Here is a 16910-nt window from a genome sequence, read left to right as displayed (position 1 = left end):
GGGGCTCACTCCCCGTGCTGCGGCACCAGGGCCACCGGACACAGCGCGTGGTGCAGGACCGCGTGCCCCACCCGGCCCAGCTGGAGCCCGACATGGCCGTGCCGCCGCCGGGCGCCGATCACCAGCAGATCGGCCGCGGCCGACCGGTCGATGAGCACCCGGCGCGCCGGACCCTCCACGACGTCGGTGCGGACGAAGACGTCCGGATGCGCGCGGGCCGGGGAGCGCAGCGCGTCCGCGAGCAGCAGGACCGCGTGCCGGCGCTGTCCGCTGGACGACTCACCGGCCGGCAGCAGATGGTCCGTCGTCTCGTGCGCGGGGGCGCGCCAGGCGCGTACCGCGTCCAGCACACTGCCGCGCACCGCCGCCTCCTCGAAGGCGAACCGGAGCGCGGAGCCGCCGGAGTCCGGGGCGCCCACGCCGAGCAGGACCCGGTCGTGCGCCCCGGACAGCGCGGCCGCGTCGCCGCGCACCACGATCACCGGGCAGGCCGCGTGCGCCGCGACCGTCAGACTGACCGAGCCGAGCAGCAGTTCGCGCACGGGGCCGCGGCCGCGCTGCCCGGTGACGACCGCCCAGGCGTTGCGGGCCGCGCGCAGCAGTGCCTCCGGTGGCTCGTCGGGGACCACCGTGACGGAGGCCTTCACCTCGGGACGGCGGGCGTGCGCGCGGTCGCGGGCGGTGTCCAGGATCCGCTCGGCGATGCCGCGCGTGTCGCCGCCCGGCTCGGCGGCCGGCTCGGCGTCCTCGTAGCGCTCCCACAGCGACGCGTGGACCAGACACAGCGCGAGCGAGCGGCGGGCCGCTTCCTCGGCGGCCCAGTCGACCGCGCGCAGGCTCGACTCCGAACCGTCGACACCCACGACCAGTGGAAGGTCCATCGCGCGCACCGCCTCTCGGAAAAGCCGTCGGAGCCCCGCTTTCACGGTGACACCGCGCACGGCTGGACGGCAGGGCCACAGTGGCCCTTGTCGAGGACGTTCGGCCCCGCGCCGCGCGGTCCGGCGCGGGAGCAGGCTCGGATCCGAGGACCGAGGGCCGTCACCCTCGTCCCGAGGTGAGGAGGCAACCATGTTCGTCACGATCCTGTCGCTGGGCGCGCTCGTCCTCGGAGCCGGCCTGCTGTTCGGGTTCCACGTCGAGGTCGTCGGACTGGTCCTGCTGATCGGCGGCATCGTCGGACTCAGCACGATCTCGCGCCGTACGCCGCGCCGGCTGCCGGGCGAACAGGAGACCGTCGTGGAGGAGCGGCACTACATCGGCGGTCGTGAGCGCCGTGACGACCCCCACTACCGGGGTTGAGAGCCCGGCCGGGGGCGCGACATGATCACCTCACTCGTCGTCGCGGCATTGCTCCTGCACGGACTCGTGCATCTGCCGGTGTGGCTGGCGCCCTCCGGGGCGGGCTCCTTCGACCCGCGCCGGTCGTGGGCGCTGCACGCGGCGGGCCTGCCCCAGGCACGGGCGGGCGCCGCCGCCGTGCTGCTGGCCTGCACCACGGCCGCGCTGTACGGCATCGCCGGGTCCGCCGTCCTCGCCGGGCTCACCGACTGGGCGACGGCGGCCGTGGGCGCGGCCCTGATCGGGGTCGTGCTCAAGACGTTCTGGTTCAACCGGTGGCTGGTCGTCGGGCTGCTCCTGGACGTGGGCGTGCTCGTCGCCGTGGCCACCGGCTGGCCCGGATCGCTGTACTGATCCGCATACCGCGCCCCTCGGGCCGGACGGCGTCGGGCCCGCGACGACCGGGCCACGGCAGGGACCGGTCGGCCCCTGCCGTGCGGCGCCGTGGACGCCGACGGTGGAAGTGACGCCCCGACACTGCGGACGAGGGAGACGACCATGCGGGTTCCCGGGGAGCGCGAGGCCATGGAGCGGACCGGACAGGAACCGGTGGTGCTCGACCGGTCCGGGATCGACGCCCTCGTCGCGGCCCTGGCCGCCGAAGGCCGCACCGTCGTCGGACCGACCGTCCGTGACGGCGCGGTGGTCCTCGCCCCCCTCGACGGCGCCGCCGACCTGCCCTGGGGCTGGGGCACCGAACTCGAAGCGGGACGCTACCGGTTGGTGCGCCGCGACGACGCCGCCGCCTTCGCCCACACCGCGGGACCGCAGTCCTGGAAGAACTTCCTGCATCCGCAGCGGGAGAAGGTCTGGGACGCCACACACGAGGCGGACGGCTCCCTGACCGTCACCGCCGCCCGGGGAACGCAGCCGTCCTACGCGTTCTTCGGTGTACGCCCCTGCGACGCGCGGGCCATCGCCCTTCAGGACCGAGTCCTGGCCGGCGGACACTTCAAGGACGACGGCTACGCCGAACGCAGGAGGGGAGCGTTCCTCGTCGTCGTCGAGTGCACCGAACCGGGGGCGACCTGCTTCTGCGTGTCGATGGGGAGCGGCCCCGCGGCGGACGCGGGCTTCGATCTCGCGCTGACCGAACTCGCGGACGCCGCGGGCCCCCGTTACCTGACCCGCGCGGGAAGCCCGGACGGCGCCCGGATCCTGGACCGACTCCCGCACGAAAAAGGGGATCCGGCCACCGTGGAGCGGGCCGGGACGGCCGTCGACGCGGCCCGCGACCGGATGGGCCGCGCCATGCCCCCGCTCGACCTGCGCGCCCTGCTCGCCGCGAACCCGGACGCCGACCGCTGGGACGATGTCGCCGACCGCTGTCTGACCTGCGGCAACTGCACCATGGTCTGTCCCACCTGCTTCTGCACCACCACCGAGGAGGTCACCGACCTCACCGGGGACCACGCCGAGCGCTGGCAGCGCTGGGACTCCTGCTTCGACCTCGACTTCTCGTATCTGCACGGCGGGCCGGTGCGCGCCACCCCGCGCAGCCGCTACCGGCAGTGGCTCACCCACAAACTCTCCACCTGGCACGACCAGTTCGACTCGACCGGCTGTGTCGGCTGCGGCCGCTGCATCACGTGGTGCCCCGTCGGCATCGACATCACCGAGGAAGTCACCGCCATCGCGAAGGAGGCAGGGCGATGATCGCGACCAGTACGCCACGCCTGGGACAGGCACTCCCCGCAGAGCACCGAGAACGGCTGATGAACGGCGCGAAGCCGGTCAACTTCGACGAAGGGACCCGGCTGTTCGAGGAGGGCGGGCGCGCCGACCGCTTCTGGATCGTGCGCACCGGCACCGTCGCCCTCGACATGCACGTCCCCGGGCGCAGGCCCGCCGTCATCGAGACTCTCGGCTTCGGTGAACTCGTCGGCTGGTCCTGGCTGTTCGTCCCGTATCGGTGGCAGCTCGGCGCCGAGACGGTGAGCCCGGTGCGGGCCCACGAGTTCGACGCGGCCCGAGTGCGCGAGATGTGCGACAGCGACGCGGAGTTCGGCCGCGCGGTCGGCCGCTGGGTCGGCGCGGTCCTCGCCCACCGGCTGCTCGCGGCCCGCATCCGCCTCCTCGACCTGTACGCGCCGCACGGCAGCGGACTGCCCCGATGACGGCTCTCCCCGTCCCGTACCGCGTCGTGGACCGCTGGGACGAGACCCACGACACCGTCACCCTGCGCCTCGAACCGGCCGACGGGCCGCTCCCGCCGTTCACGCCCGGGCAGTTCTCGATGGTCTACGCGTTCGGGGTGGGGGAGATCCCGGTGTCGGTCAGCTCGATCCCGACCACCGGACGCGGACTCGCCCACACCGTGCGCGCGGTCGGCGCGGTTTCGGCCGCCCTGTGCGGCAAGCGGATCGGCGACACGGTCGGGCTGCGCGGCCCGTTCGGCACCGACTGGGGGCTCGCCGGGGCGCGCGGGCGCGATCTGCTCGTCGTCGCCGGCGGCATCGGCCTCGCCCCGCTGCGGCCGCTGATCCGCCGCGCCGTCGCCGCTCCGCAGGAGTACGGCCGGATCAACGTGCTGGTCGGAGCCCGCACCCCGGCCGACCTCATCTCCCGCGTCGAGAGCCGGAGTTGGGCCACCGCGTACACCGGCGTCACCGTCGACCACCCCGACGCGGACTGGCGCGGCGAGATCGGCCTCGTCACCCGGCTGCTCGACGGCGCGCACTTCGAACCCGCCCGCACCACGGCCTTCGTCTGCGGGCCCGAACCGATGATCCGCGCCACCGCCCGCGACCTCGTCCACCGGGGCGTGCCCGCCGACCGCATCCGGGTCTCCCTCGAACGCAACATGCGCTGCGCCACCGCCCACTGCGGGCACTGCCAGCTCGGGCCCGTCCTGCTCTGCCGCGACGGCCCCGTCATCGGCTTCGACCGGGCCGAACCCCTCATGTCCGTAAGGGAGTTGTGACCACCATGACCACGAGGGCCGCGACGACCACGACCACGCCGTCGCTGGCCGTCTTCAAACTGGCCTCCTGCGACGGCTGCCAGCTCACCCTGCTCGACTGCGAGGACGAACTCCTCGCCCTGGCCGGGAAGGTGCGGATCGCGCACTTCCTGGAGGCGTCCAGCGCGGTGCTCCCCGGCCCCTACGACCTCACCCTCGTCGAGGGCTCCGTGACGACATCGGCGGACGCGGCCCGCATCCGCGACATCCGCGCCGCCTCCCGCCACCTCGTGACGATCGGGGCCTGCGCCACCGCCGGCGGCATCCAGGCGCTGCGCAACTTCGCGGACGTCGAGGAGTTCCGGCGGGTGGTGTACGCCCGCCCCGAGTACCTCGACACCCTCGCCACCTCCACCCCGGTCTCCGCGCACGTCGACGTCGACTTCGAGCTGCGCGGCTGCCCCATCGACCGGCGTCAACTCCTCGAAGTGATCACCGGGTTCCTCGCCGGACGCAAGCCCGACATCCCGGACCACAGCGTCTGCTTCGAGTGCAAACGCCGTAGCACCGTCTGCGTCACCGTCGCCCACGGCGCCCCCTGCCTCGGCCCGGTCACGCACGCCGGGTGCGGGGCGCTCTGTCCCGCGTACGGGCGTGGCTGCTACGGCTGCTTCGGCCCCTCGGGGTCGGTGAACCTGCCCGCGCTGATCCCCGTACTTCACCGCGACGGCCTCGACGACCCTGCCACCGAACGCTTCCTGTCCACGTTCAACGCCGCCGCCTTCGCGAAGGAGCCCCGGTCGTGACGCACCGCGGAACCCGTGTCCTGCACGTCGGCTCGCTGGCCCGCGTGGAGGGCGAGGGTGCCCTGCACCTGACCGTGGACGGCGTCGACGTCACCGCCGCCCGGCTGCAGATCTACGAGCCGCCGCGGTTCTTCGAGGCGTTCCTGCGCGGCCGCGCCCACACCGAACCGCCCGACATCACCGCCCGGGTCTGCGGGATCTGCCCCGTCGCCTACCAGATGAGCGCCTGCGCCGCGATCGAGGACGCGTGCGAGGTCCAAGTACCCTACGAGATACGGCAGTTGCGGCGGCTGCTGTACTGCGGGGAGTGGATCGAGAGCCAGACCCTGCACATCTACCTGCTGCACGCACCCGACTTCCTCGGCCGCGATGGCGCCATCGACCTCGCCCGCACCCACCGCGCCGACGTGGAGCGCGGACTGCGCCTCAAGCAGGCCGGGAACCTCCTGCTCGACCAGCTCGGCGGGCGTGCCATCCACCCCGTCAACGTCCGCGTCGGCGGCTTCCACCGCGCTCCCGCGAAGGCTGAACTCCGTCCACTCGCCGACCGGTTGAAACGGGCCCTCGACGACGCCTGGGCCACCGTGCGCTGGGTGGCCGACTTCGACTTCCCGGACGCCGACTGCGACCACGACCTGCTCGCCCTGTCCGAGCCGGGCACCTACGCCATCGAGAGCGGCACTCCCACCGTCCTGTCCCGACAGGGCAACGGCGTGCGGCGGTTCCCGCTCGCCGACTTCACCGACGAGGTCGTCGAGCACCAGGTCCCGCACTCCACCGCCCTGCAGGCGACCCTGCGCGGCCGCCGCCACCTCACCGGCTCGCTCGCCCGCTACGCGATCAACCGCGGCGGCCTGTCGGCCGTCGCCCGGCAGGCCGCCGACGAGGCCGGACTCGGCGACGCCGTGTGCCGCAACCCCTTCCGCAGCATCCTCGTGCGTGCCGTCGAGACCGTGTACGCCGTCGAGGAGGCGCTGCGCATCATCGACGCCTACGAGCCGCCCGACCGGCCCTTCGTGGACGTGCCCCCGCGCGCCGGCGTCGGCCACGGCGCCACCGAGGCGCCGCGCGGCACCCTCTACCACCGCTATGTCCTGGACGCCGACGGCACCGTCACCGACGCCCGCCTCGTCCCGCCCACCGCACAGAACCAGGGCGCCATCGAGGAGGACCTGCGCCGCCTGGCCGAGGCAGCACTGCGCGAACCGGACGTGACCGACACCGAGTTGACCCACCTGTGCGAACGGGCCATCCGCAACCACGACCCGTGCATCTCGTGCTCCACCCACTTCCTCGACCTCACCGTCGAACACGTCCCACCGGCCCGGAGGAGGCTGCCGTGAGCGTCAGCCCGCACATCGTCAGTGACGTCATGACCCACACCGTCGTGGCCGTCGGCCGCGACGCCCCGTTCAAGGACATCGTGGAACTCATGGAGCAGTGGAAGGTCAGCGCCGTGCCCGTCCTGGAGGGCGAGAGCCGCGTCGTCGGCATCGTCTCCGAGGCGGACCTGCTGCCCAAGGAGGAGTTCCGCGACATGGACCCCGACCGGCGCGACCAGATGCGCCGCCTCACCGACCTCGTCAAGGCCGGCGCGGTCAGCGCGGGCGAGCTCATGACCACCCCCGCCGTCTGCGTACGCCCCGACGCCACCCTCGCCGAGGCCGCCCGCATCATGGCCCACCGCAAGGTCAAGCGGCTGCCCGTCGTCAACGCCGAGGGCATGCTCGAAGGCATCGTCAGCCGCTCCGACCTGCTGAAGGTGTTCCTGCGCACCGACGAGGAGATCGCCGAGGAGGTGCGGCGCACCGTGGCCGCCTACCTCTTCCCCGACCAGCACGTCACGGTCGCCGTCACCGACGGCGTCGTCACCTTCGGCGGCACCCTGCGCAACCGCAACCTGGTGCCGGTCGCGGCCCGGCTCGCGCGCGCCGTCGAGGGCGTCGTCGACATCCGGATGGACTTCACCGCGGCATGAAGTACCTCGACGAGTACCGCGACCCCGTCCTGGCCCGCCGCCTGCTCGCCGAGCTGACGGCCACGGCCGCCCGGCCCTGGCGGATCATGGAGGTGTGCGGCGGACAGACGCACACCCTGGTCCGCCAGGGCATCGACGAACTCCTGCCCGCCGGGATCCGCATGATCCACGGCCCCGGCTGCCCGGTCTGCGTCACCCCGCTGGAGACGCTCGACCGGGCCATGGCGATCGCCGCCACCCCCGGCACCGTGTTCACCAGCTTCGGCGACATGCTGCGCGTGCCCGGATCCCGCACCGACCTGCTGACCCTGCGCGCCCGCGGCGCCGACGTACGCGTCGTCTACACCCCCATGGACGCCGTCCGCATCGCCACGCGACTGCCCGACCGGCAGGTCGTGTTCCTCGCCGTCGGCTTCGAGACCACCGCCCCCGCCAACGCGATGGCCGTACGGCACGCGGCGCGGCTCGGCCTCACCAACTTCTCGGTCCTCGTCAGCCACGTCCTCGTCCCGCCCGCCATGACCGCGCTCCTCGACGACCCGGACTGCGAGGTCGAGGCGTTCCTCGCCGCAGGACACGTGTGCGCGGTCATGGGCTGGCGCGCCTACGAACCCATCGCCGAGCGGTACCGAGTCCCCATCGTCGTCACCGGGTTCGAACCGCTCGACCTGCTCGAAGGCGTCCTGATGGCCGTACGGCAGCTGGAGAGCGGGCGGCACACCGTCGAGAACCAGTACGCGCGGGCCGTGCGCCGCGACGGCAACACCGAGGCGCAGAGCGCCCTGGAGCGGGTCTTCCGCGTCACGGACCGGGCCTGGCGCGGCATCGGCATCCTCCCGGCCAGCGGCCTCGAACTCGCCCCGGAGTACGCGACGTTCGACGCCGTACGCCGCTTCGACATCGCCGGACTGCGCTCCGTCGAGGACCCCGAGTGCATCGCGGGCGCCATCCTCACCGGCGCCGCGCTGCCCACCGACTGCACCGCCTACGGCACCCGCTGCACCCCCCGCACCCCGCTCGGCGCGCCCATGGTCTCCACCGAGGGCACCTGCGCGGCCTTCCACTCGGCGGGCCGCCCCCGCACCGTCACCCCCCGGAGGACCACGCCATGACGCTCGCCTGCCCGACCCCGCACCACGACCGGGAGACCCTGCTCCTCGGCCACGGCGCGGGCGGCCGCCTGTCCGCCGAACTCCTCCACGACCTCGTCCTGCCCGCGTTCGGCGCGCCGCCCGACAGTGTCCTGGAGGACGCGGCACTGCTGCCCGGAGACAGTGAACTCGCCCTGTCCACCGACGCGTTCGTCGTGGACCCGCTGGTGTTCCCCGGCGGCGACATCGGCTGCCTCGCCGTGCACGGCACCGTCAACGACCTCGCCATGCGCGGCGCCCTGCCCGTCGCCCTCTCCCTCGCCGTCATCGCCGAGGAAGGGCTGCCCCTCGACGAGCTGCGCACCGCCCTGGAGTCCGCGGGCAAGGCGGCCCGCGACGTCGGCGTCCCCGTCCTCACCGGGGACACCAAGGTCGTCGGGCGCGGCGCCGCCGACCGGCTCTTCCTCACCACGACGGGCGTCGGCCGGCGCATCCCCGGCCTCACCCCGTCCGTCACCCGCGCTCGCCCCGGTGACGCGATCCTGCTCTCCGGACCGATCGGCCTGCACGGCACCACCATCCTCTCCACCCGCGAAGGTCTCGGCTTCGAAGCGGGCATCGCCTCCGACACCCGCCCCCTGCACCGGCTCGTCAGCGCGCTCGCGGGCTGCGGGGAGGCCGTGCACACCCTGCGTGACCCCACTCGCGGCGGACTCGCGGCGGCGCTGAACGAGATCGCACGCGACGCCCGGATCGGCGTCACGATCGAGGAACGCGCCCTTCCGGTGCCCGAAGTCGTGGGCGCCGCCTGTGATCTGCTCGGCCTCGACCCGCTCGTCGTCGCCAACGAGGGCTGCATGGTGGCCTTCGTCGCCCCGGACGCCGCGGATGCCGCCCTCGACGCGCTCCGTGCGCTGCCCGAGGGCGCCGAAGCGGTGCGTCTGGGAACCGCCGTCGAGGGGACGCCCGGACGGGTCGAGCTGCGTACGCTGGTCGGTGCGGGGCGCATCGTGGAGATGCCGATGGGGGAGCAACTGCCCCGTATCTGCTGAGGGTTGAAGGTGAGGAGGCGTGATGAGCACGTCCGACACGAGCACCGCCCCCATTCGTATCCTGCTCCTCGACGACCACGAACTCGTCCGGCGCGGGCTGCGGGACCTGCTCGACGGCGAACCGGACCTGACCGTGGTGGCCGAGGCCGCGACCGGTGAACAGGCCCTGGCGCGCGGGCCCGCCGTCCGCCCCGACGTGGCGGTGCTCGACGTCCGCGTCCCGGACATCGACGGCATCACCGTCTGCCGTGAACTGCGCTCCCGGATCGACACGTTGGCCTGTCTGATGCTGACCTCGTTCGACGACGACGACGCGCTGCTCGACTCGATCATGGCGGGCGCCTCGGGCTACGTACTGAAACAGGTCAAGGGGGAGGAGCTGCTCGCCGCGATCCGTACGGTGGCGTCCGGGCAGTCCATGCTCGACCCGGAGACCACCGCCCGCCTCATGCGCAGCCTGCGCGAACCGCCACCTGCCGAACCCGCACAGGACCCGCGGCTCGCCCGGCTCGCGGTGCGGGAGCGGGAGATCCTCGACCTGATCGGGGAGGGCCTCACCAACCGACAGATCGGACGGCGCCTGTACCTGTCGGAGAAGACCGTGAAGAACCACATCTCGCGGATCCTCGCCAAGCTCGGAGTCGAGCGCCGCATCCAGGCGGCCGTGATCGCCACCCACGGCAAGCCGGAGCCGGGCTAGGACGTTCCGCCCCACGCCCAGGTGGTCAGCGCGGTGTGCATCAGCCGGACCGCGGACGGCCACCGGCTGCCCGCGGCGCGATGCAGGGTGAGGGTGCGGACACAGCCGGGGTCCTCGACGCGCAGCCAGGACCCCGGCGCGGACACGTCGGCCAGACGGGCGACGTCCGGCACGAGCGACAGCCCCATGCCGGCGCTCACCAGCATCGACGTCGCGGCGGGCTCGTCGCCCTCGCAGACGATGCGCGGGCTCAGGTTCCGGGCGGCGAAGAGCTGGTCCAGCAGCCGGCGCTGCCAGTGCCCCGGACGGGAGATCACGAACGGCTCGTCCCGCAGCTCGTCGATGCGCACCGAGGCGCGCGAGGTCAGCGGGTGCTCGGGCGGCACGGCCAGCCAGACGGGCTCGTCGTGCAGATGGACGCTGTCCAGGCCGGCACCGGGGATCGGCTGAGAGGCGACGCACAGGTCGACCTCGTGGGCCCGCAGCGCCCGGTGCATGTCGGTGGCCGCCATCTGGTGCAGTTCGACGTCGACGTCGGGGTGGGCGCGCTTGAACGCGGTCAGCGGGCCGGTGACCGTCAGGAACGTCTCCGCGGCGAGCCGGACCCCGCCGACGCCGTTGCAGGTCGCCTCGGCGACGGCCCGCCGCCCCGCGTTCAGTTCACCCAGGGCCCGCTCCACGTGGTCGCGGAAGAGCCGCCCCGCGGCGTTGAGCCGCATCCGGCCGCAGCGGTCGAAGAGCGGAGTGCCGAGCTCCGCCTCCAGCCGGGCGACCGTCCGGCTCAACGACGGCTGCGCCACCCGGAGTTCGGTCGCGGCGCGGCTGAGGTGCTCCAGCCGAGCGACCACGAGGAACTGTTCCAGCGTGTGCAGATCCATTGCGACTCCCACCGCGGCCCGTACCAGGTCTCATAACGCCGAAGGCATAACAGGTTAGCAATATTGATCTTTGACCCGATGCCGTGCGAGGCATGACCGTGGAGGGCATGACAACCCTGTCCACCTCCGAACGTCTCTCAACTGCCCTAACGGGCAAGTCGTTTGATGTGAGCGCGCGGATTCTGCGGCTCGCCGTCACCGTGCACACCGCCGTCGCGTTCGGCCAACCGGCCTTCGCCGGAGCCTATTTGAGCGGTGACATCGGCGGCCTCGACTGGCACGCCCGTGGCGCCGACGTGACGTTCTCCCTCGGCATCGTCCAGGCCGTGATCGGCGTCGTCGCCGCACGGCGCTCGCGCCGGTGGTGGCCTGCGGTCGCCTCGGTCCTGATCCTGATCGCCGAGTCCGGGCAGTACGCGGCGGGCCTCGCGGGCGCACTGTGGCTGCACATCCCGCTCGGGGTGGCCCTGCTCGCCGGGCTCACCGTCCTGTGCGTCACCGTCTGGACGCGGCCGCTGCCGCGCGCACACCGGGACGGCACGGATGGCTGACCGTTGCGGCACCGCCCCCGAGCTGTCCCGGCGCCGCGTCCTCGCCGTCGGCGGCGGCCTCGGCCTGCTCGCCGCCGGCAGCCTGGCCCTGTCCGGCGCCATGGCACAGCACCCGACCCGCACCGGCGGCCAACTGCGCAGTACCGCGCCACTGCCCGACCCGTACACCGTGCCGCTCCCGATCCCGCCCGTCCTGAGACCTGCGGCGAGCCGTGCGGGCGGCGACCGGTACGAGATCACCCAGCGCGAGGTCGACGCGGAGGTGCTGCCGGGGACCCGGACACGCCTGTGGACGTACAACGGCACCTTCCCCGGACCCACCGTCGAATCCCGGCGCGGCCGCACGGTCCATGTCACCCACCGCAACGAACTGCCCGTGCCGACCGTCGTGCACCTCCACGGCGGCCGCACCCCGGCCGACTCCGACGGCTACCCGACCGATCTGGTCCTGCCGGACGGCTGGCCGGAGCCGTCCGCGCACCCGCACCACGGCGCCCCCACGACGAGCGGTACCGCGTCCATGACGGGCATGGCCGCCATGAGCGGGATGCGCGACCCGCACGCCGTCACCTCGCGCCTGGAGCGGACCTACACCTTCCCGCTCGACCAGCGCGCCACCCTGCTCTGGTACCACGACCACCGCATGGACTTCACCGCCCCGGCGATCTGGCGCGGCCTGGCCGGCCTGCACCTCGTCCGCGACGCCGTCGAGGACGCCCTCGACCTGCCCGGCGGCGCCCGCGAACTGCCGCTGATGATCGCCGACCGCGCGTTCGCCGCCGACGGCTCGCTGATCTACCCCGCGCTCGATCCGACCCTGCGCGAGCGCCCCGGGGTGCGCGGCGCGTACGCGGCCGGGGTCCTCGGCGACGTGATCCTGGTCAACGGCGCCCCCTGGCCCGTCCACGAGGTCGACGCCGTCCGCCACCGGCTGCGACTGCTCAACGCGTCCAACGCCCGCCACTACGACCTGGAGGCCGTCACCGAGGACGGACGCCGCCTCGACCTCGTCCAGATCGGCGCCGACCAGGGCCTGCTCGCGGCACCGGTCACGCACACCTCGCTGCCGCTGGCACCCGCGGAACGGTACGACGTGATCATCGACTTCGCCGGACTGCCCGTCGGCAGCCTGGTGCGGCTGCGCAACCAGCTCGGCTCCGGACGCACCCGCGACGTCATGGCCTTCCGCGTCGCCCGCACGGCCCGCGACGACAGCCACGTCCCGAAGACCCTCGCCGACGATCTGCCCGACTGGCGCCGCGAGGACGCCACCGCCGTGCGCGAGTTCGCCTTCCGCGCCGGACACATGGAGCACGGGCGCGGCTGGCTCATCGGCGGACGGGCCTTCGACCCGGAGCGCACCGACGTCACGACCCGGCTCGGCGCCCTGGAGATCTGGCGGTTCGTCGCCGACGTCCACCACCCGGTCCATCTCCACCTGGTCGGCTTCCAGATCCTCTCGCGCGGCGGGAAGGCGCCGCTGCCGCACGACGCGGGCCTCAAGGACACCGTCTCGCTGCGACCCGGCGAGTCCGCGGAGATCATCACCCGCTTCGACGGCTACCGCGGCCGCTATCTCTTCCACTGCCACAACGCCGAGCACGAGGACATGGGCATGATGGCCAACCTCCGGATCACCTGAAGCCCGGCCTGCCGCGCTGACAGAGGCGCGCCGTACACTCCCCGGGTGACCGCCACCGCACCTCCCGTCGCCCCGTCGGACGAGCCCGCAGCGCAGCCCGTACGCCGCTTCCACCTGCGACGGTTCGCGCCCCTCCTCCTCGCGGGAGCGGCCGGACTCCTCCTGTACGTCACCTTCCCGCCGCGCGAACTGCCGTGGCTGGCGCCGCTCTCCTTCGCGCTGTTCGGCATCGCCGTGCACGGGCGACGGCTGCGGGCCGGTTTCGGGCTCGGCCTCGTCTTCGGGCTCGCGTACCTGGTGCCGCTGCTGTCGTGGACGGGCGTCGACGTCGGGCCGCTGCCGTGGCTGGCGCTCGCCGTCGCCGAGGCGCTCGTCGTCGCGTTCGCCGGGATGGGCATCGCCTATGTGTCGCGGCTGCCGCTGTGGCCGCTGTGGGCGAGCGGCGTGTGGATCGCCGACGAGGCGCTGCGCGCCCGCTTCCCCTTCGGCGGGTTCCCGTGGGGCAAGGTGGCCTTCGGCCAGCCCAGCGGGGTGTTCCTGCCGCTGGCCTCGCTGGGCGGCACCCCGCTGCTCGGCTTCGCCGTGGTGCTGTGCGGATTCGGGCTCGGCGCACTGGCGCTGCGCGTCAAGAAGGTCCGCGGCCGTGCCGACGTACGGCTGCTGCGCGACCGGGGCGTCGTCGCCGCGGCCGCCTTCACCGTCGCGCCCGTGCTCGCCGGAGCGGCCGCGATGCCGCTGGTCGCCACCTCCGCCGAGGCCGGCACCGCGCGCGTGGCGCTCATCCAGGGCAACGTGCCGCGCATGGGCCTCGACTTCAACGCCCAGCGGCGGGCCGTGCTGGACTACCACGTGCGCGAGACCATGAAGCTCGCCGCGAAGATCAAGACAGGCAAGGTCAAGAAGCCCGACCTCGTCCTGTGGCCGGAGAACTCCTCCGACATCGACCCGTACGTGAACATCGACGCCTACCAGGAGATCCAGAAGGCCGCCGAGGCGGTCGGCGCCCCGATCTCGGTGGGCGCCGTCGTCACCGACAAGAACGGCGACGAGCGCAACCAGCTGATCCTGTGGGACCCGAAGACGGGCCCCGGCGCCACGTACAACAAGCGGCACCTGCAGCCCTTCGGCGAGTACATGCCGTACCGCGGCTTCTTCCGCATCTTCAGCAAGGACGTCGACCGGGCGGGCAACTTCAAGCCCGGCACCAAGGCCGTCGTCTTCGACATGGCGGGCACCAAGGTCGGCAACGTCACCTGCTACGAGGCCGCGTTCGACGACGTCGTGCGCGACCAGGTCGACGCGGGCGCCCAGATCCTGTCCGTGCCCAGCAACAACGCGACCTTCGAGCGCAGCCAGATGACCTACCAGCAGCTCGCCATGGACCGGGTGCGCGCCGTCGAGCACGGCCGGGCCGTGATGGTCCCGGTCACCAGCGGCGTCAGCGCCGTCATCCGGCCCGACGGGTCCATCGCCCAGAAGACCGGCATGTTCGAGGCCGACACCCTCCTCGCCGACGTACCCCGGCGCACCACCAAGACGCTCGCCACGCGCGCGGGTGTCTGGCCCGAGGCGCTGCTCGTCGGCATCGGCGTCGGCGGCCTGGCGTGGGCCGTCGTACGGTCCCGTCGCGGGCGGCGGACCACGGCCTGACCTTCGGGTTCGGCCGGTCGAACGGTTAGGGTCGCGCGTATGGCTACTCCCGACTACATCCGCGCGATCCGCGCCACCGCGGGCCACCAGCTCCTCTACCTGCCGGGCGTCACCGCCGTCGTCTTCGACGACGAGGGCCGGGTGCTGCTCGGCCGCCGCGCCGACACCGGGAAGTGGGCCGTGCCCGCGGGGATCGCCGAGCCGGGGGAGCAGCCCGCCGACGTCGCCACCCGCGAGGTGTTCGAGGAGACCGGCGTCGAGTGCGTCGCCGAGCGCGTCGTCCTCGTCCAGGCCACCAAGAAGGCGATCACCTATCCCAACGGGGATCAGTGCCAGTTCATGGACATCACGTTCCGGTGCCGGGCCGTCGGCGGTGAGGCCCGGGTCAACGACGACGAGTCGCTGGAGGTCGGCTGGTTCGACCTGGACGCGCTGCCGCCGCTGGACGAGCACGGTCTGTTCAGGATCAAGCAGGCCATGCAGGACGGGCCGGCTTGGTTCGAGGGCGGCTCGGCGGGCTGAGGGGCGGTCCCGGGCGCCTCATGGCGGGGAGACCAAATCGATCACCCTCAGTGACGGATGCTGGGGGTTGCAGGCTGGAGTCAGCACGGAGTCAGCACGCGTTCGTGGTGCTGCTCGGCGCGTACGGCCCGTAGGTCGCGTGGAGGATCTGCTGACAACGCTCGCGGCCGTCCTGCGTGAGATGGCCATAGGTCGCTGCGGTCACACTGATCGCCGTGTGTCTCAACCATCGTGCGGTTTCATGAAGCGAAGCCACCTGGGTCAGAACGAGGATGGCCCATTTGTGCCGGAGATCGTGCGGCTTGTATCGGGGCATACCGAGCCGCTCGATGGCGCGGAACCAGGATTTCCGCACGAGGCCGCTGTGGGGTAGGCCTCCTTGCTCGTTGAGAAATCGGCAGTCGATCCGTGAACTCTTCGAGAAAGGACGGAATCGGCACATCGCGCCACTGACCCTCTCGCCGGTGCTTGAGAGGTGCGTACGGCACCCTGATCGGGGGATACGAACGCTGCCGATCAGGAAAGAAATAGCCAGCGTGATGCCAGGGGTGGCCGTACCGTCATGACATGGGCAAGTCCTCTGGCGACCCGAAGCTGAAGCGTCGGCATCACACCGTGCCGCGCCTGCTGCTGCGACGCTTCGCTGACGGGAAGCGCCTCCTACCCGTGCCTCTTGACGGCGACGCACAGCGTCTGGTGGGGATCGCGGACGTAACCGTTCATAACGACTTCTACTCGATGCGGGGCGAGAACGGTCAACTCGACGACAGCGTGGAGAGCTTGCTTGCCGAGCTGGAGGGCAAGTCGGCCGCGGTCATCCGCAAGGCCGTCGATGACGGGGTGTGGCCCCTGCCGTTGGAACAACGAGCGGTACACGCCGAGTGGATTGCAGCCCAGTACGCGCGAATCCCAGCTGCCCGCAAGGCCAGCAATGAGATCGGGGATTACTGCGGAAAGATCATGACCGCTATGGAGGGAAAGCCTGGGATTCGCAGACGACTTGAAGCGGTGGCCACAGGGCCTGTCTCCGATGAGGAAGTCGACGCGGCGTGGGCAGAGTTGACTGACTTCGACGGCTACTACGCCGAGATGTCGGTCAACGGTCACATGGTGTCGATGGGAACGCCATGGCGACGGCGTACTCGGAGTTCATGGCTCGTGCATGGGGTCTCATCAAGTTCGAGCGCCGCGCCCTGCTCATTCCGGATCATCCGGTGACGCTGGTGCGCGATGAAGATACGCCTGCATGGCGCGGCGTGGGTATCGGGACCGCGGGCGCGATCCTCATGCCGATCGACCGGCGGGTGGCCATCATGATGGTCCCGTCTGACGACGATGACTTCTGCGTACGGACGCACACCAAGCTGGCCAAGGAGCTGAACCAGCGCTTTGCGTTCAACGCGCGCAGGGAGCTGTTCCATCACCCCGATGACGACCCCCTGGAGGGAGCCGAGCTGCCGTCTCCGAGGAACAGTGAGATCCGGATCAGCCAACCGCCTAGCAAGTTTCTGATGCCCGATGGCCCCCCGGACGCCTTCAAGCGCGCGATGAGCGACATCCCCGAGCTGCCTCCAGGGGCCAAGCCACCTCGGTTCGGGACCGGATGACTGGCGGCTTGATGAGGCCGCCAGGGTTTGTCACACCGAATACGGCATAGAGATCAATCTGTCGAGACCGGATCCAGGGCGCGCGGACCGACCCGGCCTGATGGACGAGATCATGACGAGCGTCTCAGAGCGAAACCCGCAGCTGCTTGAATGCCTGGCACATCATGAGGGCAGGGAATGCCTTTCAGAG

19 protein-coding genes are annotated in these 16910 nt (G+C 72.1%); 17 read left to right on the top strand and 2 right to left on the bottom strand.

Annotated features, from left to right (window positions below; genetic code table 11):
• Window positions 1-5 precede the first annotated feature (5 nt).
• Window positions 6-881 carry a universal stress protein gene (locus J3486_RS24580; protein WP_207823787.1) on the bottom strand — a complete coding sequence of 292 codons (876 nt, stop codon included), beginning with the start codon at window positions 879-881 and terminating at the stop codon, window positions 6-8.
• A 190-nt stretch (window positions 882-1071) separates the two neighbouring features.
• Here J3486_RS24580 and J3486_RS24575 point away from each other — a divergent pair, with 190 nt between their 5' ends.
• From J3486_RS24575 to J3486_RS24525, 11 genes are all read left to right on the top strand, one after another.
• Window positions 1072-1302, top strand: coding sequence for a hypothetical protein (locus J3486_RS24575; RefSeq protein WP_207823785.1), 231 nt, complete (start codon window positions 1072-1074; stop codon window positions 1300-1302).
• A gap of 21 nt (window positions 1303-1323) precedes the next feature.
• The gene (locus J3486_RS24570) at window positions 1324-1695 is read left to right on the top strand and encodes a hypothetical protein (protein ID WP_207823783.1); all 372 of its coding nucleotides are present in this window, start codon (window positions 1324-1326) and stop codon (window positions 1693-1695) included.
• A gap of 144 nt (window positions 1696-1839) precedes the next feature.
• Window positions 1840-2997 (top strand): 4Fe-4S dicluster domain-containing protein, encoded by a 1158-nt coding sequence (locus tag J3486_RS24565; RefSeq protein WP_229378519.1) that lies wholly within the window; start codon window positions 1840-1842, stop codon window positions 2995-2997.
• Window positions 2994-3458, top strand: a complete 465-nt coding sequence (locus J3486_RS24560) for a Crp/Fnr family transcriptional regulator (protein WP_207823781.1) — start codon at window positions 2994-2996, stop codon at window positions 3456-3458. The genes J3486_RS24565 and J3486_RS24560 overlap by 4 nt, the downstream gene beginning before the upstream one ends.
• A complete protein-coding gene (locus J3486_RS24555) occupies window positions 3455-4264 on the top strand; it encodes an FAD/NAD(P)-binding protein (protein WP_207823779.1) in 810 nt (269 codons plus the stop codon). Before J3486_RS24560 ends, J3486_RS24555 begins: the two co-directional genes overlap by 4 nt.
• A 5-nt stretch (window positions 4265-4269) precedes the next feature.
• The gene (locus J3486_RS24550) at window positions 4270-5049 is read left to right on the top strand and encodes an oxidoreductase (protein WP_207823777.1); all 780 of its coding nucleotides are present in this window, start codon (window positions 4270-4272) and stop codon (window positions 5047-5049) included.
• Entirely contained in the window at window positions 5046-6392 is a 1347-nt protein-coding gene (locus J3486_RS24545) for a Ni/Fe hydrogenase subunit alpha (RefSeq protein WP_207823775.1), read from the top strand. The genes J3486_RS24550 and J3486_RS24545 overlap by 4 nt, the downstream gene beginning before the upstream one ends.
• On the top strand, window positions 6389-7027 hold the full coding sequence (locus J3486_RS24540; RefSeq protein WP_207823773.1) for a CBS domain-containing protein: 639 nt from the start codon (window positions 6389-6391) through the stop codon (window positions 7025-7027). The genes J3486_RS24545 and J3486_RS24540 overlap by 4 nt, the downstream gene beginning before the upstream one ends.
• Complete coding sequence (gene hypD, locus J3486_RS24535; protein WP_207823771.1) at window positions 7024-8139, top strand: hydrogenase formation protein HypD; 1116 nt, start codon at window positions 7024-7026, stop codon at window positions 8137-8139. The genes J3486_RS24540 and hypD overlap by 4 nt, the downstream gene beginning before the upstream one ends.
• Window positions 8136-9170, top strand: coding sequence for a hydrogenase expression/formation protein HypE (hypE, locus tag J3486_RS24530; RefSeq protein ID WP_207823769.1), 1035 nt, complete (start codon window positions 8136-8138; stop codon window positions 9168-9170). The genes hypD and hypE overlap by 4 nt, the downstream gene beginning before the upstream one ends.
• 22 nt (window positions 9171-9192) lie before the next feature.
• Window positions 9193-9870 (top strand): response regulator transcription factor, encoded by a 678-nt coding sequence (locus tag J3486_RS24525; protein WP_207823767.1) that lies wholly within the window; start codon window positions 9193-9195, stop codon window positions 9868-9870.
• On the opposite strand, the gene J3486_RS24520 is transcribed toward J3486_RS24525, so the two are convergent.
• Complete coding sequence (locus J3486_RS24520) at window positions 9867-10748, bottom strand: LysR family transcriptional regulator (RefSeq protein ID WP_207823765.1); 882 nt, start codon at window positions 10746-10748, stop codon at window positions 9867-9869. The genes J3486_RS24525 and J3486_RS24520 overlap by 4 nt on opposite strands.
• A gap of 167 nt (window positions 10749-10915) precedes the next feature.
• Here J3486_RS24520 and J3486_RS24515 point away from each other — a divergent pair, with 167 nt between their 5' ends.
• The 6 genes from J3486_RS24515 to J3486_RS24490 all read left to right on the top strand — a co-directional run bounded on the left by J3486_RS24515 (window position 10916) and on the right by J3486_RS24490 (window position 16720).
• A complete protein-coding gene (locus J3486_RS24515; RefSeq protein ID WP_207823763.1) occupies window positions 10916-11299 on the top strand; it encodes a hypothetical protein in 384 nt (127 codons plus the stop codon).
• The gene (locus tag J3486_RS24510) at window positions 11292-12941 is read left to right on the top strand and encodes a multicopper oxidase family protein (RefSeq protein ID WP_207823761.1); all 1650 of its coding nucleotides are present in this window, start codon (window positions 11292-11294) and stop codon (window positions 12939-12941) included. The genes J3486_RS24515 and J3486_RS24510 overlap by 8 nt, the downstream gene beginning before the upstream one ends.
• 45 nt (window positions 12942-12986) lie before the next feature.
• Complete coding sequence (lnt, locus tag J3486_RS24505) at window positions 12987-14591, top strand: apolipoprotein N-acyltransferase (RefSeq protein WP_207823759.1); 1605 nt, start codon at window positions 12987-12989, stop codon at window positions 14589-14591.
• Between the two features lie 39 nt (window positions 14592-14630).
• Window positions 14631-15113, top strand: a complete 483-nt coding sequence (locus J3486_RS24500; protein WP_207823757.1) for an NUDIX domain-containing protein — start codon at window positions 14631-14633, stop codon at window positions 15111-15113.
• 567 nt (window positions 15114-15680) lie between these two features.
• Window positions 15681-16331, top strand: a complete 651-nt coding sequence (locus J3486_RS24495; protein WP_207823755.1) for a DUF4238 domain-containing protein — start codon at window positions 15681-15683, stop codon at window positions 16329-16331.
• On the top strand, window positions 16241-16720 hold the full coding sequence (locus J3486_RS24490) for a DUF4238 domain-containing protein (protein ID WP_307804921.1): 480 nt from the start codon (window positions 16241-16243) through the stop codon (window positions 16718-16720). Before J3486_RS24495 ends, J3486_RS24490 begins: the two co-directional genes overlap by 91 nt.
• Window positions 16721-16910 lie beyond the last annotated feature (190 nt).

Source organism: Streptomyces sp. VRA16 Mangrove soil (assembly GCF_017377775.1).
In the GTDB taxonomy this organism is placed as follows: domain Bacteria; phylum Actinomycetota; class Actinomycetes; order Streptomycetales; family Streptomycetaceae; genus Streptomyces.
This window is presented reverse-complemented; position numbering and strand designations above follow the sequence as displayed.